The 24,809-nt window shown below is 44.4% G+C and carries 14 protein-coding genes; 2 read left to right on the top strand and 12 right to left on the bottom strand.

Features of this window, described 5'->3' with window-relative positions:
- From Xenpb_RS12335 to Xenpb_RS12355, 5 genes are all read right to left on the bottom strand, one after another.
- Positions 1-4,231 (bottom strand): RHS repeat-associated core domain-containing protein (locus tag Xenpb_RS12335; protein ID WP_187654601.1); only part of this gene is annotated, 4,231 nt, incomplete at its 3' end.
- A gap of 10 nt (positions 4,232-4,241) precedes the next feature.
- Entirely contained in the window at positions 4,242-4,598 is a 357-nt protein-coding gene (locus Xenpb_RS12340; protein ID WP_187654602.1) for a DUF4150 domain-containing protein, read from the bottom strand.
- The gene (locus Xenpb_RS12345) at positions 4,588-5,808 is read right to left on the bottom strand and encodes a DUF2169 domain-containing protein (RefSeq protein WP_187654603.1); all 1,221 of its coding nucleotides are present in this window, start codon (positions 5,806-5,808) and stop codon (positions 4,588-4,590) included. The genes Xenpb_RS12340 and Xenpb_RS12345 overlap by 11 nt, the downstream gene beginning before the upstream one ends.
- A 12-nt stretch (positions 5,809-5,820) precedes the next feature.
- Complete coding sequence (gene tssI, locus Xenpb_RS12350) at positions 5,821-7,710, bottom strand: type VI secretion system tip protein TssI/VgrG (RefSeq protein ID WP_187654604.1); 1,890 nt, start codon at positions 7,708-7,710, stop codon at positions 5,821-5,823.
- Positions 7,711-7,720: 10 nt separating this feature from the next.
- The gene (locus Xenpb_RS12355; RefSeq protein ID WP_187654605.1) at positions 7,721-9,457 is read right to left on the bottom strand and encodes a type VI secretion system baseplate subunit TssF; all 1,737 of its coding nucleotides are present in this window, start codon (positions 9,455-9,457) and stop codon (positions 7,721-7,723) included.
- Positions 9,458-10,279: 822 nt separating this feature from the next.
- Here Xenpb_RS12355 and Xenpb_RS12360 point away from each other — a divergent pair.
- Positions 10,280-12,220 (top strand): exoribonuclease II, encoded by a 1,941-nt coding sequence (locus Xenpb_RS12360; protein WP_187654606.1) that lies wholly within the window; start codon positions 10,280-10,282, stop codon positions 12,218-12,220.
- 267 nt (positions 12,221-12,487) lie between these two features.
- Here Xenpb_RS12360 and yciH read toward each other — a convergent pair whose 3' ends face one another.
- The 4 genes from yciH to Xenpb_RS12380 form a co-directional block, all read right to left on the bottom strand.
- A complete protein-coding gene (gene yciH / locus Xenpb_RS12365; protein WP_187654607.1) occupies positions 12,488-12,811 on the bottom strand; it encodes a stress response translation initiation inhibitor YciH in 324 nt (107 codons plus the stop codon).
- A complete protein-coding gene (pyrF, locus tag Xenpb_RS12370) occupies positions 12,804-13,544 on the bottom strand; it encodes an orotidine-5'-phosphate decarboxylase (RefSeq protein WP_187654608.1) in 741 nt (246 codons plus the stop codon). The genes yciH and pyrF overlap by 8 nt, the downstream gene beginning before the upstream one ends.
- 80 nt (positions 13,545-13,624) lie before the next feature.
- A complete protein-coding gene (gene lapB, locus Xenpb_RS12375; protein ID WP_187654609.1) occupies positions 13,625-14,794 on the bottom strand; it encodes a lipopolysaccharide assembly protein LapB in 1,170 nt (389 codons plus the stop codon).
- A gap of 6 nt (positions 14,795-14,800) precedes the next feature.
- Positions 14,801-15,115, bottom strand: a complete 315-nt coding sequence (locus Xenpb_RS12380) for a LapA family protein (RefSeq protein WP_187654610.1) — start codon at positions 15,113-15,115, stop codon at positions 14,801-14,803.
- A gap of 408 nt (positions 15,116-15,523) precedes the next feature.
- On the opposite strand from Xenpb_RS12380, the gene ribA reads away from it, so the two are divergent.
- The gene (gene ribA / locus Xenpb_RS12385) at positions 15,524-16,126 is read left to right on the top strand and encodes a GTP cyclohydrolase II (RefSeq protein WP_187654665.1); all 603 of its coding nucleotides are present in this window, start codon (positions 15,524-15,526) and stop codon (positions 16,124-16,126) included.
- Positions 16,127-16,270: 144 nt separating this feature from the next.
- Here the strand turns inward: ribA and Xenpb_RS12390 are convergent, their stop codons facing one another.
- The 3 genes from Xenpb_RS12390 to acnA form a co-directional block, all read right to left on the bottom strand.
- A complete protein-coding gene (locus Xenpb_RS12390; protein ID WP_187654611.1) occupies positions 16,271-18,820 on the bottom strand; it encodes an Ig-like domain-containing protein in 2,550 nt (849 codons plus the stop codon).
- Between the two features lie 224 nt (positions 18,821-19,044).
- Positions 19,045-21,564, bottom strand: coding sequence for an Ig-like domain-containing protein (locus Xenpb_RS12395; protein ID WP_187654612.1), 2,520 nt, complete (start codon positions 21,562-21,564; stop codon positions 19,045-19,047).
- A 414-nt stretch (positions 21,565-21,978) separates the two neighbouring features.
- The gene (gene acnA / locus Xenpb_RS12400) at positions 21,979-24,684 is read right to left on the bottom strand and encodes an aconitate hydratase AcnA (RefSeq protein ID WP_255523131.1); all 2,706 of its coding nucleotides are present in this window, start codon (positions 24,682-24,684) and stop codon (positions 21,979-21,981) included.
- Positions 24,685-24,809 lie beyond the last annotated feature (125 nt).

Below are 24,809 nucleotides of genomic sequence, written 5' to 3' on the forward strand. Positions count from 1 at the left end.
CTGTGACGGTATCCCCATTATCTCCTTTATTGCCAAATCCACCTGCCAACCCATAGGGGTCGATCCAATTAGAGGGGTTATGCACATAGCCATAAGGATTAAGGCCGCCTTTCAGCCCGATGGGGTCCGACGACAAATACTGCGACGTATCACAATCATAATACCGAAACCGATTATAATATAAACCGCTTTCCTCATCTTCATACTGTCCGGCAAAGCGTAAATTACAGCTAATATAATAATCTTCATCATTCGCTGCCAACAGTGGCATTCGTTCCGCTTTACCCCAAGTTGTTAGCCGACTTGCCCATACCAACTTACCAGATTCGCTCAGTATTTCCCGCGGTGTTCTCTGATGGTCGCTGACAATATAATGTAGCTTGCCTTTTTCATAACGGGCGGAAGGGGTTAATGCTCTGGGCTTATATAACCAACAAATACTGCGATCGTAAGCAGGTGTACCATCTGCATAGATCGGAGTTTCTTCAACTAACTGGTCGCCGCTCCACAGGTAGTCATACCCCATAATAGTATCGGGTTTTGCCGTTAAATCCGGTTTTCCATCCAGCCATCGTTGCAAGTTAGCCGCAGCCAGTTTGCCATCATGCACCTTCAGTTTGCGGATACGCCGTCCAAAGGGATCATAACGATAGTGCCAACGTGAACCATCCGGTGTTTCACAGTGGGTTAACTGGTTCTGCGTATCCCAACGATAACGCCATACCTGTGGCCGAAAGCCATCACGATGCTCGGTTTTTTCTATTTGCCGACCGTTATCATCGTAACGGTAAGTGACATTGCCACGCTTAACGGCCCGTCCTGCCTGCTGATGCTGTTCAAATTGCTTAATTGCTCCTTGTGCATCCACCAGCACATGTTGATTCAGATTACCATTGGCATCATAACGAAACTGTTCTTCATAGGGTAACCGGCCATTAAATGTAGCACTAATAATTTGGTCATTCTGGTTATAACTGTAACGAGTCTGTCCCCAAATATCATCATCAATCCTTCTGACGCTGTACGCACGATCATATTGCCAGCTACGGTTAACCGCGGTGGCCTGTGGTGGGAAATGGGGATCATTTTGTGCCAAAGTTTCACGAAACAGCGCTGTGGCTCGCCCGGCGGATTGATGCGCCAGCAACCCTGTCGAGGTATATCGGCTGGCAAGAATAAAACCTTCTGCACTTTCCCGAACAATTTCCCGCCCCAAGGCATCATGGCTCAAAGTCAGCGGCGTATGTTGGTTAAACTGAAAATGGTTAACAGAACCCATCATGTTATAACCAAAGCGCAGGGTATGCTCACCGATAGTTTCCGCGGTTATTTGTTCAAAATCGTTCCACTCACGCGTAACTTCCCGTCCATTGATGCGTTCACATATAGGCAAGCCAAACTCATTATATTCATATTCCACCACCGCATCGTCATTCGCTGCCCTGATAATCTGGCGACAGGCGTTATATTCATAAGTGGTAACCGATTTCAGTTCTTCCTTATCTCCCGCCTGATACCAAGTTTCCTGTCGGGTCAATAAACCTGCCGAAGAGTAATGCCAGCGCAGTGAGTGATTATCAGGGTAACTGGCCTGAATGCGACGCCCCAACGCATCATACTGATAATCAATGGTACGGCCGGTAAAATCGACTTCACGGATAATCTGACCGGCAGCATCCCGCTCATAGCGATAGGTTTCCCCTGTTGATGCCGTAACAGAGCAAAAACGGGTGAGTCGGTCATAACTAAAGTGTAATGTCGTACCATCCGGGCGAGTAATATGAGTCAGCAGGTCAAAAGCACCATAACCATATCGAGTAGTGCGGCCTTCTCCATCAGTAACCGCAATAACACGCCGCTCACTGTCATATTCCATATGCTGGGTAACGCCATCCGGCAATTCAATTTCTGTCAGGCTGCCATTATCGAGGCTGGCATGAACAGGGCTATAGCGGTAACGGGTTTCGTGCTTAAGTGCATCGGTAGTACGGCGCAATCGTCCCAGTTCATCCAGTTCCAATCCGGTTGTTTGGCCATCTGGCGTCATAATTGCAGCAAGCCGTTGGTGTTCGTCATAGGCATAGTGCCATTGCCGACCATCCGGTAACAGATGCTGCCGTAATTCGCCGTGAAGACCGTATTGATATTCTTCTTTATGTCCTTGTGGATTGGTGACAGTGGTTAGATTGCCCTGCTTATCATGATGAAATTGCCAGATATCGCCTGTGGGTAAAGTAGCCTCAATAAGCTGGCCGTGTTCATCATAGTCATAGTAAAGAGCTTCACCAGTTGGCAGAATAATTTCGGTTAATGCACCGTCATTGTTATAGTCAAAAGTGGTGTAGCCTCCCAGTGGATCAATTTCCCAAACCTTCTGGTTGTAACGCCACTGCGTGCGTGTTTCACGCCCTAACGGATCAATCTCACGGATTACCTGATTATTCTGGTTGTAATAGGAAAGGGTTTTTCCCCCTTCTGCATCAAGATAAGTGGTAACACGAGCCTCATCATCATAGATAAAACGATCGTCCCAATAACCCACGGAAGAATGGGTAGAAATAACTCGCCCGCGCTCATCGTAATGAATATAAAAATCTGTTTTATCTGTATCATGCCAGCGGGTCATATAGCCCTGTGCGGTGTATTCATGCCACAGATGGTTTTGCTGAAAGGCATCACATTCTGCCAGATAGCCGTGTTGGTCATAATGGCAAGTGACCAGACGCTGCTGTATCTGTTGAAAGTGGTAATCCACCGTTCGCAGTTGATGATTCTGGTAGTGAAGTGTTAATCGGAAACCGTCATTGCGTATAACTTCAATCAACTGATGCTGGTCGTTATAGATAAACTGAATATGATTCTGATGGCGATCTGTGATAGCAGACAGCCGACGCCGATTGCCGTCAATATGGTTAAAATGGAAAGTTTGCTGGTTCTGTTTGTTGAGCAAACAGAGTTCACCATCAAGCTCTCCGGTCAACAAACAATGCAAAAGATGGCGGTTGCGAACCAAAACTTGATTTTCCGGCACAGAAAAATCATAAATCTGCCCGTCGGCATCGGTAAAATGGACTGTTTCGCCGTTTACCACTAATTGACGTGACCAGTCATCGGCCCATTTTCGCCCGAATAATCCGCTCAGACAGGCGGTAGAACGATAGGTCCGGGTTAAGGTAATCGGCAACAGGCCGGGAATTGCAATGACTGAAAACGTTTGTAAATAATCGCCAGAGGTGATATCGACAGGTTCGCCTTTTCCACAACTACCACCTTCACATTTAGAAGGATGATTTTGATCAAATGGGTTGTCTGGATCTTTTTCACTTTTTTTGTTTTTTTTGGACTTAGTCGATTCACTTTTCTCATCCTTTCCCTTAACTTGAACTCCTTTTCGCCCTTCGCTTGTCACTTCAGTTTCGGTTGATAATTTTTCCGCATCAGTTAGCGGCTTGGCTTCATTCAATACTTTCTCTGTTGCAAGAACTTCAGTTATCGCCTTTTCTCCTTTAACTGCTTTTGACAAAAAAGTAACTGACTCCGCACCTACTTTAATTACTGTCTTTACTTCACCCGGGCCAATAAAAAAAGAGGTAACCTCACCTATCAAAGCTCCGCCTTTCTGAGCAGGGTTACTTAATTCCATATGTAAAGACTTTAAAAAACCTTGGGTTGTATCACCATACCACTGACCCATTTTAAAAATTGCTGAACCTGCTCCTTCTAATCCAGCAAATGAGAGCCCCTTCCCTAGTGCTTTCATTTCCATTTCAGGAATTTTCTCTATAATTTGCGAGAGATCGACTACAGTATTAAAAAGTTCCTTTCCAAATCCTTTTATTGCTTCTCCAGGGTGCTTTACTGCCTCAGCAAGGTTATGTCCTTGTTCCTGCCCCCATTTAATAATTTCAGGAAATTGTTCCTTACCCCATTGCATATATTGGGGAAATCTATCCCTAATAATATCAATAGGACTTTTCCCTTCAAGCAATTGAGGAGCTACATTAGTAAAAAAATCGTTACCAATTTTATAACTAGGCGTTACCTGAATAAGACCCCAAAGATCTCTTTTACTCCTTATATGATTTTCGGCTTGTAATTCTTGGGGTTTTTCCAGCTTAACAGGAGGATTCGCTTCCCTCGGATTCTTTTTTACCCCCTTTGGCTGACCAACAATAGTCCCCAGCGTATTTCCCGTACCGGTCGGAGTATCATCTTTTTCGCCTTTTGCCATATTTCCTTCCTTATGCCCCATTCATCCAGAATTTATCCCCGTGGCGTAACGTCAGTTTGCCACCAGCCCGCACAGTTTGAGTATGCTCTTCCGGGTGACATTTCCCCCCCACCGTGCCACTTTTCACTCCCATCGCCGTACCCGCTTCATCCCCCAATGTCTGCGGCACAAAACTTTGTCCGAATACCACCACTGGCTGCCCATTCGCCCGTACCGATGTGACCGGCGCAGAGGAATCCTCCAGTTTCGCGATAACCGGATAAGGAATCGGTGGTGTAGCGGGCCCCATCGGGGTTTTACATACATCGGGAACCAGACTGATAATCAGCCATTGGGTATCTTTACGGGCAATATAGTTATCCGCCATGATTCTGCTCCTGTTCAGGTGCAAATGTGATTAAGGGAGATTTGGGATTTATTTCAAACCGTGCTTCGGTCACTCTGACAGGTAGATCAATGCTGAAATGCAGACGAAAAGTCAGCTCCAGTGTCATCGCATCGGTATCAATGATTAGCGTGTCAAGGTTCATCAATATGGGGAAAAGAGCGCCGTCTTCCATGCGGAACAGGATAAAAGGACGATGCCCCGGCAGTTGGGTTTGTAAGGAACCATCAGGCGTCAGGTTAGTCAATTGCAGTGAAATATCGGTCGAGGGCCAGTCAACTTGCTGATCCTGCGAGGCACCATTCCAGTAACCGAAATCAAAATCTTGTGGCAGATAGGGATGGCGTTGTTCCAGCCATGTTTGATCATACGTTCCGGCCAGTGTTCGCCGTGGTAACCACGCCCGCCCAATAACGCCCATACCCTGCGGTTGACAGGCTGGCTCGGTGGCTGAGAAACGGCCTGCCAGCATATCAGTAAAATGGTGTGCGGTTATCGGTGCATTCGGATGGATAATGCGCGGTGCCGGATAACGAGGCAGATCTTTCGCCTTCGCATACCACGGCAAAACAAACCCTGTACCAATGGGATTGTATTCATAAACTGCATGAGCTATGGGAGCCTTTTCGCCATCGGGGTGTTGACTGCGTTGTTCAGGAGAGAGCTTATCTTCCTCTGTTAATTCTTTCGCCGCTTTATCATCCTCGGCTTCAATCCGGCATTCCCCGCCAAAGGCATAACGATAATCAAGCGGTAAACGGTTAAATGGTTTAGGATCAGAAAGCTGCCATTGTCCGTTATCGGGGCGGAAAAATTCCCGTTCACCTGTAATATTCAGTGTCTTATCCAGTAAAATGTCGCCATTAGCATCCATGACTGACAAACGAACAGGGAAAGATGAGCAGGGCTTACCTTCCGGCGCATAGGCGGTGCCATTGACAATTACGTCACACTTGGGCTTAAACGGTGCCAGATCATTTTCCTGCAATACCTGCGAGATGTTCAGCCCTCCCCGATATTGATCCTGCACACACAAATCCATCACCGGCAGCAGTTCAGCCAGATATTCACCCTTCCCTGCGGGCAATAGCTGATAACCCACTTTCATGGCAATAACATCGTATTCCTGATCTTCTGTATCCAACATCCGGTAGTTCATCACCGAAAAAGGGGTGAGATTTTTGAATTCCACCGTCCTATCTCCTTAGTTCAAATCAATGTCTTTGCCGTGGATTTGCACAGGGCCGCTGGCATCAAACAGAAACGTTTTCCCTTTGATGGTAATTTTACCGCTGCTGTCCATGCTCAATGTGCTGTTACCGCATTTCAGTTCGATCACCTTACCGGCCGAGATAGTCAGTTTTTGCCCCACGGAAATACTTTTTTGCATACCGACCGTTTCGTTTTGGCTCATGGAGACAGAGGTCTTCATATTGGCACCTACGGTAATGGTATAAGCCATACCCACCGTCAGGGTTTTGGCCTGCCCAACGGTTTCAGTGCTGCTCAGTTGCACCATTTCCTGTTTGTTCTTTTTCACAACGACGGTTTTATTGCCGTCAATCGTTTCAGTATGATTACCCTGCACCTGCGTGGTACGGTTATTTAACACTTTGGTATTCATATCCTTCTGGGCATGAATAAACACTTCTTCACTGCCTTTCGCATCTTCAAACCGCAGTTCGTTAAATCCTTCACCTTTATGGGTATGGGTTTTAAAGGTGGTACGGGTTTTCTCGGCAGGTAAATTAAGGGGCGGTCGGTTGCGGCCATTGTAGTTACAGCCTGTCACGATTGGGCGATCGATATCCCCATTAAGGTAAGAGACAATCACTTCCTGACCGATACGGGGAATGGCCATAAAGCCAAAACCATTACCGTTCCAGCCTTGTGCGACACGTACCCAACAAGAAGATCCATCCCCCGCTTCATCATGGCGATTCCAGTGGAAATGCACCTTAATGGCGCCATGCTCATTAACAAAAATTTCTTCCCCCGGCGGCCCGACAACCGTCGCCAATTCATCACCATCAGCCAAGGGTTTATAACGATACGGTGGCCGCCAATCCTCTTTCCCCGGAATAAAAGTGACACTATTGGTCAATGTTGTGCCTTCACCAGCAATACCCGCCGCTTGTGGCTGTGAACCATAGTGATTAACGGTCACCACCTGCCAACGATCATTCATGGCCGCAATGGGGTGTGATTTCAGGATGAAGATTTTACCGGGGCGCAACTGGATACAATTGGTGTGAGCCGAACCCAATTTACTTTCGCTGTTGAGTTGATTAAGGCGTACTTCACCTAATGGTTTGCCTTCTTTACTCCACGGGAAACGCCCATAACTTTCAAATACCGCATGGCGTCCACCTTGCGGCAAAGTGGCCTGAGTCTGCAAAGGTTGTGAAGGACGCAGATAGTTATAATCCTTGTGGATATACTCATCCGGATAGAGATATTCCCCGTATTCCCATTGCCAAGCAGTCGTATCTTTATCATCAGTATTGGGCTGAACGTTGTAAGTCAGGTTAAGATCTGCGGTCATGCCCAAATGGGAATCACTGAAAAAGAGTTGTTCTTCCTCAAACCAGAAAGCAATCCCCTCTTCCGCTGCCAGCCGACACCAAAAATCATAGGCAGATTCACGCTTTTGGGTGGTGTATTCCCGTACCGGATGGAGATCACTGTTTTCATAAAATTTGCTATCTGACTTAACGCGATGCTCTTTCAGCAATTGTTTAAGAATATCCGGCACAGACTGGCGCTGAAACAGGCGGCTGTCCTGATGCAGAGTCATCCGCCACATTTCCGGTCGGACAGTAAAGGTATAGTAAGTTTGTCGTCCGTCGCTATTGCCCTGCGCAGCCCCTGCCACGATACCTTTGACAGTACGTTCAACCTTGCCATTGCGGGTCACTGTGAGGGAGGCATAGGTTCCCAATTGATCATTGAGTACCACATTGTTAAGGGGACTGACTACATTCAATGACAGATGATAAAGCTGTGACAGCCCTTCCTGTAAACTAAAATTCACTACCTGAAAGGTCGTGCCCGGTAAGGCGCCTATCTGACAGGTAAACACTAGCCCATCCATTTTTATCTCCTTACATAATTGGACGATATCCTTGCAGCGGACAAGGTGATAAAAGCCACCGGAGATTGGAAACCTGCCCGATGACGGTCATGCGTATGCGCATATCTTCGGTAAGGCAGAACGGTAAAAACTGGTACAAAGCATTGGCGAACCGGAATAGTTCCCCCTGATTGGTGTAAGCGGGTTCATCCAGTGTCAGCTCAACATGCACACAACGGTAAGGGATACCACGGATAAGCCAGTCACCGGGTGTGGATTGAATTTCTACAATACCTGCCGTCATTCGCTGGATATTGCGGTGGGTATTACGATCAAAATCAGCGTAAAAATCGTAATCCAGCAGCAGTTGTTTAAGCGCAGATACTGAATTCAGCCAGAAACCATTAGCGGCATGGTGTGACAAGACTCTCCAGTATCGTGAACTCTCTGTCACGGGAGGATAGCTGGAAGCGGTGGGTGTCAAGTTTTTGATTTGCAAACCATCAGGAATATCCTCATCCGCCAAACAAATATCACCCACTGCCAGTTCAGGTAAGTCAGTATTGAATGTCACAAAATGACAGGTGAACTCTTGTTCTGGCGGCTGTTCCATCGGCCGGGCATGGCTGTCATAAAACGTCAACGCATATTCCAACTTTCCCAAAGCATCACGGGTAATATCCAATTCATAGAACCAGGTTTCTTCATCAGCGCCGCGAAAAAAATGCGTAAATTGGTTCATAGGGTAAAACTGGCAACGTTTGCCGCGTTCTTTACCCGGCTCATCTTTTAGCTGGAGGTCAATCAGATGCAGAATCCCTTGCCCTGATGGCAGAGGCAGTGGGTAACGGGCGGTGTCTAGTGCAAAAGAAAGTGTTATCTTCGATTCACGTTCAAGATTTACCACGGGTACACAATGGAGATGGAAAGCGTCAGCCAATTGCGCTTCGGATAAGAGTAATACTTCATTGAGCTTCAATGTCACGCTGAATTGTCGGTTTTCCGTCATGGATAACCGATCACACATGGCTGTCGGCAAGGATAAGGTCAGAAAGTGGTGAACATGAGGCAGGTAAAGCGATTCCATCAGCATTTGCGGAGCCCAATTGCCTGCCACTGAAATGGGGGGTGACAAAATCAAGCGAGAAGCCCCGGACAAAGGTTCAAACCAAAGTGGTTCGGCTGGATATTTCAATTCGTTGTGATGCAGTTCTGCGCTCTGTAAGCTGCGACACAGAGCGAGCATCAACGTATCTGCCACTGTTTCATCAGGGCTGAGGAATAAACTAATCGGGCAAATAGGCCAATAATCATCCTTGCCTGTATACTGGAAAGTGAGCGTAATATTGCTGCTTTCTGCCTGATAAGTGATTTTCCGTGCCACCAATATCAAAGGTTCAATGTGACATTCCCTGCTTGTGACAAACGTTACATCGGTATTGGATGAAATTTCTGATCCCCGTGGCAATATACAAGTGAGATCAAATCCTTCCATACTATTAAATTGCACGACACTCGTTGCTGGAATACCCTTGATAGGCAGAGCTTTTAACCGCTGTAGTAAAGGTAGCGTAATTTCAGGAAAAGCATCATCGACTTTCTGATGCAGGCGAGCTATTAAAACAGCAAAACCTTGATTTAGTCTTTCAATATCAGGATCGTATCCATTAAGACTTTCTGCTAAATGAGGTTTTTCTTCGGCAGTTAGTTTTTCAAGTTGCCGCAGATAATCCAATTCCCACTGGTAATAAAATTGAAATGGATCCATGTCTGCTTCCTTAGAAATATGCTGAGTGCAATTTCATTTAAATTTCAAGAATGGAATTATTTAATAGAATTTATTATATTTAAGATGCTATTAAGACCTTCCTTTAACAAATTCGCCAGTTAAATTAACTTATAAAGGAAAACAAAATAACAAATAGTAATGAAATATAATATATTTTCCAAAACCTTATCCTATCACCATAAAAATAAAAAAATACATTGCAATCACTGACTAACCTGAAAACTACATGAAAACCTCACCCCGAAAAACAATATCTATTAACACAGCACCAATAATTTTTAACAAAAAATTTACACCATTAAATTTATCGTATTTCCAGAAATAAATCTAAAATACTCTTTTATTGATTAGCTATTTAGAATGCCTTGACAATAAAACCCAACCTGTCTTCCAATATTATTCTCCCCGCTGGATGATAAAAGCAATTAATAATCAGGCATTATTAAATTATGAAATAAAAAAATAATGTTCCCAAATCGCCTTTTAGTTTTTAAACAAGAAAACAGATCCTATAGCCTATAATTAAAAACTTATTCCAGTAGGCATTTATTATTACAGGAAATTTGAATACAGGCTGTATACAGAAACGAAACCGTACAAGAGTATATGTAGAAAAACCACTAACGACTAACCGTCCTCCTAAAAAATCCTCTTTCTTTTCTACTGTTATAAACTGTATAATTATTGACCTTTTCCCGCAGTTTTTCGTGTTTTCATAAGATGTTACTTGCTCCATACCGTCGATTCGCGTAAAACTGTTGTCTAAAATTATCGATAATAACTCCATACTCTCCAGATATTATGTTTCAAAATAATCCGCTGCTTGCGCAGCTAAAACAGCAACTTCACGCTCAAACTACACGTGTAGAGGGTTTAGTCAAAGGAACTGAGAAAGGCTTTGGATTTTTAGAAGTCGATGGCCAAAAAAGCTATTTTATTCCGCCTCCCCACATGAAAAAAGTCATGCACGGAGACCGAATTACCGCTGCTATCCACACCGATAAAGAAAAAGAGATTGCCGAACCAGAAACTTTGGTTGAACCATTTCTGACCCGTTTTGTAGGAAGGATCCAAAAGAAAGAAAATGACAACCGACTCTGGATTATTCCTGACCACCCATTATTGAAAGATTCCATCCCTTGCCGCCCGACAAACCAAGTTACCCATAATTTTGAAAATGGCGATTGGGCTGTTGCTGAAATGCGCCGGCATCCACTGAAAGGCGATCGTGGGTTTCATGCCGAAGTCACTGGCTATATCACTCAAGGCGACGACCATTACGCTCCTTGGTGGGTAACACTGACACGCCATAGTCTGGAGCGTGAAGCACCAACCATGACAGATTGTCAGTTAGATGATGAATCTATTGAACGCCTCGACCTTACCGCCCTTGATTTTGTCACTATCGACAGCGCAACAACCGAAGATATGGATGATGCCCTGCACATTACCCAAAATGATGATGGTAGCCTGAAACTGTCTATTGCTATTGCTGATCCGACCGCTTATATCAAAGCTGACAGCGAACTGGATAAGATTGCCTATCAGCGTAGCTTCACCAACTATCTGCCGGGCTTCAATATCCCCATGCTCCCTCGTGAGCTGTCAGATGATTTATGTTCCCTGCGCCCGAATGTCCGTCGCCCTGCTCTGGTTTGTCAGGTTTCTATTCTGGAAGATGGTCAATTGGGCGATGACATTCAATTCTTCGCTGCATGGGTTGAATCAAAATTCAAGCTGGTTTACGACGAAGTTTCAGACTGGTTAGAAGGCCAGGATGGTTGGGTTCCAGAATCAGATGCAGTCAAAACACAAATCACGCTTTTAAAAGAGATGTGCGACCGCCGCAATAACTGGCGTCATCAACACGCGTTAGTTTTCAAAGAGCGCCCGGATTATCGGTTTATTCTTGATGAAGGTGGCAATGTTGTTGATATCGTTATTGAGCAACGGCGCTTAGCCAACCGTATTGTTGAAGAAGCCATGATCACAGCAAACTTATGTGCTGCCAAGGTGATGCGCGATAAATTAAGCTTTGGTATTTATAATGTCCATACAGGATTTGACTCTTCTCATATTGAACAGGTTGTTGAAGTCCTGAAAGAACATGGCATTGATGTGAATGCTGAAGCGTTATTGGAATTAGACGGATTCTGTGAATTACGCCGGGAATTGGATAAACAACCAACACAATTCCTGGATAGCCGCATCCGCCGTTTCCAAACTTTTGCAGAAATCAAAACTGAGCCAGGTCCGCATTTTGGATTAGGTTTTGATGCTTACGCGACTTGGACATCCCCTATCCGTAAATACAGCGATATTATCAACCATCGTTTGTTGAAAGCGATTATCCAGCAAACTGACGCTGAAAAACCGACTGAAGAAATTTGTCTGCAATTAACCGATCGCCGTCGGGCAAATCGCCTGGCAGAACGCGATGTTGGTGATTGGCTCTATGCTCGTTTCCTTCACCCTCATGCAGGCACAGACAAAACATTCCCGGCAGAAATTATCGATATTACCCGTGGCGGCATGCGTGTCCGTCTGGTTGATAATGGTGCCGTCGCATTTGTTCCCGGGCCATTTTTGCATGCTGTTCGTGATGAACTGCAATGTAGCCAGGAAACAGGCTCGGTATTGATTAAAGGTGAAACAGCTTACCGTTTGAATGACATCATCAATGTCCGTATTGAAGAGGTCAGAATAGAGACACGTAACATCGTTGCCCGCCCTATCGGCTAACCTTACAGGTTATTTCTATTAACACAAACTGCCGCCCTCTGTAATGATGGGCGGCAGTTTTGTAATAGCAAATTTATGGCGGTATCAGCACTCAGCCGAATCACCTAAATGCTAAAGCAGCACGTATTGTGATTCAAAACAGAGACGCCAAATGCGCAAAGCCGAAAAAAAGTGGAATAGCCAACAAATAAGATGAATCTGGCAAGTCACAGGCTATACAGTTTATTTGCTGCATAGCCTGTAATACTGTAGTGTAAGAAACCGGGTTTAACCTCCCGCCAGTTTTACCTTCATCCCTTTCGCTTCCAGCAATTGTTTCAGCAAGTCACGTTTATCGCCCTGTATTTCTATTTCACCGTCTTTAACGGAACCACCGCAACCACATTTTTTCTTCAATTCGGCTGCCAGCTTAGCTAGTGTTTGGTCATCCGCATCAATGCCCGTGATAATACAAACACCTTTGCCTTTGCGACCACTCGTTTGGCGCTGAATACGCACAATGCCATCACCTTTCGGACGAACAGGTTTAATTTCCTCCTCTTGGATACGGCCGCCATCCGTTGAGTAAACTAAGCGAGAGTTATTATTCATGAACAATTCCAATAGATTGATTAATCTGCTGTAGTGCCAATGCCGGGTTTTCTGCACGAGTAATCGGGCGTCCGATCACCATATAATCAACCCCCGCCTGAACTGCCTGAGGTGGTGTCATGATACGACGCTGATCGCCAACTTCCGTACCTTCAGGACGAATGCCCGGTGTAACAAGCTGGAATTTCTGCCCACAGACGGTTTTCAATTGTTGTGCTTCATGGGCAGAACAAACCACCCCATCTAAGCCACATTCTTTTGTCAATAATGCCAGGCGTTCAGCGTGCTGTGCCGGAGTTACATCAATACCAATGCCCAACAGATCAGATTGTTCCATGCTGGTCAACACCGTGACCGCAATCAGCAACGGTGCATCCTTACCATAAGACAATAAAGCTTCTTTAGCTGCGGTCATCATTCTCGCGCCACCACTTGCGTGAACATTAACCATCCATACTCCCAATTCAGCCGCCGCTGCGACCGCTCTTGCGGTTGTATTGGGGATATCATGAAATTTAAGATCCAAAAATACATCAAAACCACGCTGATGCAACGCCTGAACAAATTGTGGGCCATACAGCGTAAACATTTCTTTGCCCACTTTCAGACGGCAGGATTGTGGGTCAATCTTATCGACAAACGCCAGTGCTGCGTCCTGATTGTCATAATCCAATGCAACGATAACAGGCGAGTCAATCTGTTTATCTAAAGTTTGAGCTGTGTAGGAGGTCATTTTTAGGCCCTTTCATTTAATAATGAACTTGAATAACTAATTGAATTACTACTAGTGAAGAGAAACATATCGTGACAGTGTCACTGACCATCTAATCCTCTGATCGGTTTAATGGAATCCCATGAGCGACATGATGGACAGTGCCAATATAACGAGCGGGAAGTAAAACCACATTTATGGCATCGATAATCAGGTTTAGTGCGGATTTGTTCACCGACCATATTACGCAGAAGAATCAAACTTTCTTTGGCTCGCCCTTCTTCTGCATCCGCCAAATGGTAATCCATCAAGCGATAAAAACCTCTCATCGTCGGATGGCGTTCCAATTGACGGTTAATATAATTTTGCGCCACATCGCGCCCTTCTTTCTTCTCAATAAGATCAGCCATATGAAGCTCTGCAATTGCACCACACTTTTCATCTACACAGCGTTGTATAAAAGCTTCCCACTCTTCCGGTTGAGATAGATGCTGATAACACTCTTCCAACATCGGCAGAGATTCACTGATGACCTGTTTATCTTGTTCGAGAACACGTTTCAGGGCATCAGTCGCTTTAGCGTACTCCCCTTGAGCCATATAAATACGACCAAGCATGATTGAAACACGAGCACAATTTTTGTCTGCCTGAGCCGCTTTATTCAGATACCCGATGGCATCGTTAAAATCATCACTGCCCATACATTGCAGCGCCAGCTCACAGTAAAAATGGGCGATTTCTTCCCGAAAGTGGTGTTTACCCAGTTTTACCAGCTTCTCAGCGATCTCAATCGCTTTATTCCAATCACTGGTTGACTGATAGATGGTTAACAAAGAATTGAGGGCGTTTTCACGGAAGTCAGTTTCATCAACTAACTGAATGAACATGTTTTCGGCTCGGTCATATACGCCGGCGGCCATATAATCCCGGCCAAGTTGCTGAATAGCGAGCAAACGTTGTTCGAACGTCAGAGAGGCACTTTCCATCAGGGATTGGTGAATACGGATAGCTCTTTCAACTTCACCACGGGAACGAAACAGATTTCCCAGTGTTAAATGCGCTTCAAATGTAGAGCTATCCTCTTTCAGCATATCAAGAAATAAATCGACCGCCTTATCCTGCTGATTAGAGAGTAAGAAGTTAACACCATCAACATATTCGCGAGAAAGACGGTCAGCAACTTGCTGTTTATCTTGTTGAGCACTTCTGCGCCCCATATACCAGCCATAGGCGGCAGCAATAGGAAGCAACAGAAACAACAGCTCTAACATGGAGAATTATTCCTTGTTTAATGCTACGGTTGATGCGTTTTTTGCGGATGACTCAGATGGTTGTTCCAACTGGGTTTCCAACCGTTTGATTTTACGTTTCGCACGTCGGAGAGAAACACAGGCGCGCAAGTAAAATGCCCCACAAATCCCCCAACCAAGGACAAAACCGACGGCAAACAACACTGCCAGTAATGAGGATACAGAATAATCACCTTTAGCGATCAAATAATTAAATGTCACGATATGATTATTATTTGACCCCAGAGTCACTGAGATAACAAACACAACCAGTGCCAGTAATAAAATCAGAAAATATTTCACATTTCTTCCTGCTATCTATTGTTGCTGATTAATTATGCCAAATAACAGACATACTGGCGTGTTAAGTTAGCATTTCTCGTCTACGCAAAGGAAGCAATTTATTGCACTAGACGCTGATTTCCTTCTTTTTGTGATATTATTCTACTTGTTTGTGCTCAATCCTACCTTTTTTTCCAAACAAGCTGATAAGCCACATATGCAAAAATCAGCTTATAGTTTAGCATGTTAATATACTCATTATTAAGGAACCTGACGCTTTGTATTCATGGGCATTAACAAATTCTGTTATAATGCCCCCGCGTGCATGTGTTGTAATCAGAAAAAATTCTTTTGCGTGGTTTTAGCTGATTTCTCAACCGGGATTGTTCTGGGTGTTGCAATATTTATAACGAGCCAAATCAACATATGATGAATACTAAAATACAGCTAAAACGAGTAGCTGAAGCGAAATTACCTACGCCGTGGGGCGAATTCCTGATGATTGGATTTGAGGAGATCAAAACAGGTCATGACCATGTTGCCCTTGTTTTCGGTGATATCTCTGGTGATGAGCCTGTATTATCCCGGATCCATTCAGAATGCCTGACGGGGGATGCTTTGTTTAGTCTGAGATGCGATTGTGGGTTTCAATTAGAATCCGCCCTATCGCAAATTAGCAAGGAAGGCCGTGGCGTACTGTTGTATCATCGTCAGGAAGGCCGCAATATCGGCCTGCTGAATAAAATCCGCGCTTATGCTTTGCAAGATCAGGGCATTGACACCGTTGAAGCCAACCACCAGTTAGGCTTTGCTGCTGATGAGAGAGATTTCACCCTTTGCTCAGATATGTATAAACTGTTGGGTATCCATGCCATCCGCCTCCTGACCAATAACCCTAAAAAAGTTGAAATCATGATAGAAGCAGGCATTAATATCGTCGAACGTGTCCCTCTGATTGTAGGACGTAACCCGAAAAACGCTTATTATTTGGATACCAAGGCCAGCCGAATGGGGCACTTGTTACTCAAGTAAGCTTGTTTTTATCAAGTTTAGCAAAACTAAGATATTGTATGCATATTGACTAACCAAATATGCATACATGTAATTTAACTTAGATTAGCCTCATTCTATTTGAAGTATTGGTGAAGTTTTTCTGTCCACGACTTCACCCCGGCACTATCCTATTGGTGCAGTTTTTCTGTCCACTATTTCACCCCGATAATCTTTAAAAGCGATTTCCCATATACCGTGAGGTGCGCCATCAGGTATATAATAACTGTCTTCATTGATCCACATTCCACTTGTATCAGAAATCATCATAGGGCGCCCATCCCATGAAAAAGAGGGCCACGAATAAGCTAAAATTCCTGTAGGTGAGCACCCTTCCTGTGAAAAATTACCTTGACCTGCAATTGGAAAAATCCTACAAGGAGTATTTGTAAAGGAATAATTTGCCTCACCGTAATCCTTACCATTCATAATAGGAAGGCTTTTATCCAAATCAGCGCCGATAACCTTATTGCTATATCTGATAATTGAACCGATTTGTTGGGGATCCGTTAACGTTGTATTAATCTGGATTTCGATTCCCAATATATTGTTTTGTGGATCTTTAACAAAGACACGACTGTTTTCAATACGAGTCTTGGCTGGCTTAACGCCTGTTAAAAAATCAACCGCCTCAAAACCCAGCCGTGTTTGATCTAATGCGTTAACAGGGATTAGCTGGCCTGAGGCATTATAAAATTGCACATAAAATCTTAAACGAAACCCATATTCCTGAGTGTCTTTATTATATGTATTAAATGCACGAAGTTTATTGAAAAATGAATTGTCAAGTGTATTGTCTGTAGTTAGTGTTCCAGAACCAACAAGAGACAGCTTAACACTCTCAGGCGTATTCGATGTCCCATAGACAGTAAAAGGGTAAAACTGATGCAGGGAATTTCCTTCCTGGGTACTTTGCCCAAAAACACCCCCCTTATAGCGGGCAATAATCCCGAGTTTATAATCCTCATTTTCAGATGAATGCGGCACACTGATCAGCAGCTTAACGGCAATCCCACTGGGAAAATGGTTATCAGGTTGTATAAGCAGTTGCTTGGCACTGAGCTGAGGGACCGGTTTACCCGTGCTCCAGTCAACCACCGATAAATCTAATTGATGCAGATTCATGTGGCCCGGATTAATTATTTGGCCACTTTCATCGCCAATTTGTAAATTAACGGTTAAATCAAACTCATATGTGTTACTTTGCCAGGTTCCCTTGCCGGCAAAGAATGCAAGATCTAACAGGCGCTTAGGTAAGACAGGAGCAAAAATCAGCGCATCAGCGGCCCTGACAGTTTTATCACTCTCCAGGGCACCGGTGAGCATGACGGTTTCACCTTCCGTGTTTGTGTCATAGATATCAACCGTCGCATGACCTGATCCATCCGTGTGAACGGTACAGGCCTGGAGCTGGCTGCCTTTCCGAAAAGAGGCCGCGCCTGTCACATTCAACACCAGTTTCTGACCGGCAATATTTGCCCCTACACCACTTCCCGTCAGAACAGCCTGAACGGTGTTGGCCTGCGTACCGTCGGCTATGGCGTGATTTTTTATGATATCAAAAGTGAGCGTATAGTCCGGTTTGGGGTGCTGAAACGCCCACGAACTGGTTTTATAAACAATCCCGTTAATCAGAAGATCCCAAGTGCCTGTTTCTGTTTTGAGTGCTTTGTTATAGAAATAAATGACAACCTGACCATTCCTGTCCAGACAATCGCCTTTATAATCCGTATAGGTGTGTAACGGGTTGCCATTGAGCACAAAGAATGCGGTCTGTGGGCCGGCCTTTATTTCAAAAGCGCCGGTATAAGGCTGGCCTTTATCCTCTATGGTCAGCACCAACTGGAAATGCCCTTTTCCATCGGCTAAAACAGGGCCGGAATCCAGGCGCTGAACCGTCACCTTATAAAATTTTACGAAATTGAGCGGCGTTGATACATTAACGTCTTTATCGCTGTCCAGAGCACCACTAAGGGTAACCGCTTCACCTTCCGTATTGGTGTCATAGATATCAACCACCGCATGGCCTGATCCATCCGTGTGAACGGTACAGGCCTGGAGCTGGCTGCCTTTCTGAAAGGAAGCCGCGCCTGTCACCGTCAGGTTTAATTTCAGATTAGCCACACTCGCAGTGGGATCCAGCGCGGTGAGTGTGGCGTTGACTTGATTGGCCTGTTCACCATCGGCAAATGCGTTATCCCGGGCTGCCAGAAACACCAGTTTATAGCGGGCAGGTGATTTAAAGGCATAAGACTGGTGTAAGGAGTCCCCGCCCTTTGTACTTTGCCCAAAAAAGTTACCGTTATAAATGGCGATAATACCGAGCTGATAATTTTCACCGGGTTTTAAGGTTATAATATGAAACCTGACCGCGACACCGGGAAAGTCATCATCGGGCTGCACTTGTACCTGTGTCGCTGAAAGGTTGGAAGGAGCACTGCTGGTCTCCCAGTCTACAATGTCTAAAAATAATTGATTTAAATCAAGCTGATGGGGATCAATAATACGGTTATCTTCATGACCCAATTGCAGATAAATAGTGAGATCAAAATGATAGTTACCTTCTTGATAATGGCCTTCCTCTGCCGAAAATTTAATATCCAGAAGGCGTTTTGGTTGAATACCATTATCAGATCCATTGGGTTTCACGTCTTTATCAAAGTGATTTACAGTCATTTTATGCCCTTATTTTTAATGAAATTAAATTACCTCTCAAATAACAATTCATTCAAGATATCTGTCTCCAATAATAATTATCAAACATACAGGATTGTCATTTTAATTACTATAAAATAATCATAGTCATGTAAACTTTTATATTTGGTACCTGTATTTTTTGTAATAATTCAACAAAAAAATATTGTATACATATTTGATTAGTCAATATACATACATGTAATTTAACGACCTGGCAGGGGCACAGATTTTTTATCCACTACATTGCCCCGATAATCTTTAAAAGCTACTTCAAGTCGAGTCGCACCTTCAGGTATATAATCCAACTTAAAGCCCCATCCTTCCGTATCAGAGATTAAATTTCCTTTCGTATCAGAGACTAAAATGGGGCGCTTATCCCATGAATAAGAGGGCCACAGATAAGCTAAAATTCCCGTAGGTGCATACCCATATACCCACCCCTCATCCAAATAGATATCACAATGTTTATTCGTAAAGGAATAATTTGCCACACCGTAATCCTTACTATTCATAATAGGAAGATTTCTATACAAATCAGCGCCAATAACCTTGTTATCATATCTGACAATTGGACCGATTTGTTGGAAATCCGTTAACGTTGTATTAATCTGGATTTCGACTCCCAATGCATTGTTTTGTGGATCTTTAACAAAGACACGACTGTTTTCAATATGAGTTTTGGCTAGCTTAACGCCTGTTAAAAAATCAACCGCATCAAAACCCAGCCGTGTTTGATCTAATGCGTTAACAGAAATTAGCTGGCCTGAGGCATTATAAAATTGCACATAAAAGCTTAAACGAAACCCATATTCCTGAGTGTCTTTATTATATGTATTAAATGCTTGGTAGGGTTGTCCAGGTAAACTAACAAGAGACAGCTCAACACTTTCAGGCGTATTCGATGCCCCATAGACAATAAAAGGGTAAAACTGATGCAGGGAATTTCCTTCCTGGGTACTTTGCCCAAAACCCCCCCCCTTATAGCGGGCAATAATCCCGAGTTTATAATCCTCATTTTCAGATGAATGCGGCACACTGATCAGCAGCTTAACGGCAATCCCACTGGAAAAATGGTTATCAGGTTGTATAAGCAGTTGCTTGGCACTGAGCTGAGGGACCGGTTTACCCGTGCTCCAGTCAACCACCGATAAATATAATTGATGCAGATTAATGTGGCCCGGGTTAATTATTTGGCCATTTTCATCGCCAATTTGTAAATTAACGGTTAAATCAAACTCATATGTGTTACTTTGCCAGGTTCCCTTGCCGGCAAAGAATGCAAGATCTAACAGGCGCTTAGGTAAGACAGGGGCAAAAATCAGCGCATCAGCGGCCCTGACAGTTTTATCACTCTCCAGGGCACCGGTGAGCGTAACGGTTTCACCTTCCGTGTTTGTGTCATAGATATCAATCGTTGCATGACCTGATCCATCCGTGTGAACGGTACTGGTCTGGAGCTGGCTGCCTTTCCGAAAAGAGGCCGCGCCTGTCACATTCAACACCAGTTTCTGACCGGCAATATTTGCCCCCGCACCACTTCCCGTCAGAACAGCCTGAACGGTGTTGGCTTGCGTACCGTCGGCTATGGCGTGGTTTTTCATGATATCAAAAGTGAGCGTATAGTCCGGTTTGGGGTGCTGAAACGCCCACGAACTGGTTTTATAAACAACCCCGTTAATCAGAAGATCCCAAGTGCCTGTTTCTGTTTTAAGTGCTTTGTTATAGAAATAAATGACAACCTGACCATTCCTGTCCAGACAATCGCCTTTATAATCCGTATAGGTGTGTAACGGGTTGCCATTGAGCACAAAGAATGCGGTCTGTGGGCCGGCCTTTATTTCAAAAGCGCCGGTATAAGGCTGGCCTTTATCCTCTATGGTCAGCACCAACTGGAAATGCCCTTTTCCATCGGCTAAAACAGGGCCGGAATCCAGGCGCTGAACCGTCACCTTATAAAATTTTACGAAATTGAGCGGCGTTGATACATTAACGTCTTTATCGCTGTCCAGAGCACCACTAAGGGTAACCGCTTCACCTTCCGTATTGGTGTCATAGATATCAACCACCGCATGGCCTGATCCATCCGTGTGAACGGTACAGGCCTGGAGCTGGCTGCCTTTCTGAAAGGAAGCCGCGCCTGTCACCGTCAGGTTTAATTTCAGATTATCTACACTCGCAGTGGGATCCAGCGCGGTGAGTGTGGCGTTGACCTGATTGGCCTGTTCACCATCGGCAAATGCGTTATCCCGGGCTGCCAGAAACGCCAGTTTATAGCGGGCAGGTGATTTAAAGGCATAAGACTGGTGTAAGGAGTCCCCGCCCTTTGTACTTTGCCCAAAAAAGTTACCGTTATAAATGGCGATAATACCGAGCTGATAATTTTCACCGGGTTTTAAGGTTATAATATGAAACTTGACCGCGACACCGGGAAAGTCATCATCGGGCTGCACTTGTACCTGTGTCGCTGAAAGGTTGGAAGGAGCACTGCTGGTCTCCCAGTCTACAATGTCTAAAAATAATTGATTTAAATCAAGCTGATGGGGATCAATAATACGGTTATCTTCATGACCCAATTGCAGGTAAATAGTGAGATCAAAATGATAGTTACCTTCTTGATAATGGCCTTCCTCTGCCGAAAATTTAATATCCAGAAGGCGTTTTGGTTGAATACCATTATCAGATCCATTGGGTTTCACGTCTTTATCAAAGTGATTTACAGTCATTTTATGCCCTTATTTTTAATGAAATTAAATTACCTCTCAAATAACAATTCATTCAAGATATCTGTCTCCAACAATAATTATCAAACATACAGGATCGTCATTTTAATTACTATAAAATAATCTTAATCATGCAAACTTTGATATTTTATACCTGTATTTTTTATTTATTATAGATATATATAAGAATGACTCGTCAACGAAGTGTTGAGCGGATAAAAATGCTTGAATATTGTTTTTAACAGCAACAAACCACTTGAAAGAAGAACGGCACACGTTTATTTTTTCAGACAGTTCAAACACGGGCCACGTGTAAAAACCAGAGCGTACATGAAAAATAAAAACTGCGTCTATGTCGGCGCAGTTTTTATTTTTTAGTATCGTTTATCTGATCGCAGCTATTTTACATCAAAGGTATTATTTCAACATATTACGGATCACATAATGTAAGATGCCATCATTATAGAAATAAGCCAGTTCTGTACCAGTATCAATGCGGCAACGAGTATCTATCACAGTTTCCTGCCCATTGGCATAAGTGATCTTCACTGCAATTGTCTCTCCGGGATTAATGTTTCCCAATCCAGCCACATCAATTCTCTCATTACCTGTTAGATTTAATGTCTTGCGGCTGATCCCCTGAGGAAATTCCAGAGGCAATACGCCCATACCGATAAGGTTAGAACGATGAATACGTTCGAAAGATTCAGCAATCACCACTCTGACTCCCAACAGCCTTGTGCCCTTCGCAGCCCAGTCACGACTTGAACCTGAACCATACTCTTTACCTGCAATAATGGCCAATGGTAACTTTTCTTCCTGATAACGCATGGCAGCATCATAGATGGTCAGTTGAGACTGTGATGGGATATGGCGAGTGTACCCCCCTTCAATACCAGCAACCATTTCATTGCGAATACGGATATTGGCAAATGTTCCCCGCATCATCACTTCATGGTTACCGCGTCTTGAGCCATAAGAGTTAAAATCTTTTGGTGCAACCCCGTGTTCTTGCAAATAACGCCCGGCTGGACTGTCAGCCTTAATATTCCCCGCAGGTGAAATGTGATCAGTCGTGACCGAGTCCCCCAAGATTGCCAAGATGTGAGCCTGGTGAATATCCGCTACCGGTTTAGGCTCAGCCTTCATATCACTAAAAAAAGGCGGATGGCGAATATACGTAGAATCCGGCTGCCAGGAATAAGTTGCTGAACTGGCAACACCCAAAGATTGCCAGCTCTCGTCACCATCAAACACAGCGTTATACTCTTTATGAAACATTTCCGTTCTGACTTGTGCCACCGCTGCCGCGACTTCGCTGCTATCAGGCCAAATATCTTTCAAATAAACATCATTGCCATCCTGATCTCTCCCGATGGGTTCTTGAGTCAGATTTTTTTTCATATTGCCGGAAAGCGCATAGGCCACCACCAGCGGCGGTGATGCCAGCCAGTTTGTTTTCACCAACGGATGAATGCGTCCTTCAAAATTCCGGTTGCCGGAAAGTACAGCGCCTACCGTTAAATCAGATTGTTTGATTGCCGCCTCAATCGGATCGGGTAACGGGCCAGAGTTACCTATACAGGTGGTGCAACCATATCCCACTAAATTGAAACCGAGTTTCTCCAGATATGGCATAAAACCTGCCAATTCCAGATAATTGGTAACGACTTTAGAACCCGGAGCCAGTGAAGTCTTAACCCATGGCTGACGCTGCAAGCCTTTCTCAATTGCTTTTTTGGCAAGTAAACCCGCAGTCATCAGCACACTGGGGTTAGACGTATTTGTACAAGATGTAATAGCAGCAATTACCACTGCACCATCTTGCAGTGAAAAGGTTTGATCCTCCAAAGTTACGGATACCAAAGATGAATGGGCCTGGTTTTTTTGGATCTCCAATTCCATGGCAGATTGGAAAGCTTGTGGTACATTTCCCAAAGCCACTCTGTCCTGAGGACGTTTTGGCCCGGCCAGACTTGCCTCAACTGTCGACATGTTCAACTCAAGAGTGCTGGTAAAAATGGGTTCATCCCCTGCGTTACGCCATAACCCCTGAGCCTTACAATAGGCTTCAACCAAGGCAATCTCCTCTTCATTACGCCCGGTTAACCGCATATAGTCTAATGTAATGTTATCAACAGGGAAGAAACCGCAGGTTGCGCCATATTCAGGCGACATGTTGGCAATGGTTGCTCTGTCTGCTAATGGTAAATCGGACAATCCATCACCATAGAATTCAACAAATTTTCCGACAACACCATGCTTACGCAACATTTGAGTGACTGTCAGTACCAGATCGGTTGCCGTAATCCCTTCCTGCAATTTTCCGGTCAATTTAAAACCAACGACATCCGGGATTAGCATTGAAATCGGTTGTCCCAACATGGCGGCTTCAGCTTCAATTCCGCCAACCCCCCATCCCAGAACCCCTAATCCATTAATCATAGTTGTATGAGAATCCGTTCCAACTAGCGTATCTGGATAAGCAAAACTTTTACCATTTTGTTCTTCATACCAAATCGCTTTCCCTAGATATTCAAGGTTAACCTGATGGCAAATCCCCGTTCCGGGCGGCACAACGCGGAAGCGATTGAAAGCCTTCTGTCCCCAGCGCAAAAACAGATAACGTTCGTAGTTACGCTCCATTTCAATCTGGACGTTTTCAGTAAACGCCTGCTCTGTGCCAAATTTATCCACCATCACCGAGTGGTCAATAACCAGATCAACAGGAGACAATGGGTTAACTTGCTCCACATTTCCGCCGAGTCTCAACACCGCTTCTCGCATGGCAGCAAGATCCACCACAGCCGGGACGCCGGTAAAATCCTGCATTAACACACGGGCTGGACGATAGGCAATCTCTCTATCTGCATGGGCGTTTCTCTGCCATTCCACCAGCGCTTCCAGATCACCTTCCACCACGGACTCACCATCAAGATTACGCAGAAGATTTTCAAGCAGAACTTTCAGAGATTTTGGTAGGCGGGATATTTCACCCAATCGCTCAGATAATAAAGGTAAGCTGTAATAGTGATAGATCTTACTGCCAGTAGATCCACCCTCAATCAATTTACTACTGATAGAGAGCGTTGAAGCACAGTCCGTTTTTAATTTAAACGACATAACTCCTCCATTCTTATTATGGTCAGTACACTATCTAACCATAACATATATGCGGATATTTGTTATTCAGTGACCACACATTTTGCTAATCCTCTGTAAATCCTCATTTATTGATAAATTTTGGT

This window comes from Xenorhabdus sp. PB62.4, assembly GCF_014467285.1.
Taxonomy (GTDB): domain Bacteria; phylum Pseudomonadota; class Gammaproteobacteria; order Enterobacterales; family Enterobacteriaceae; genus Xenorhabdus.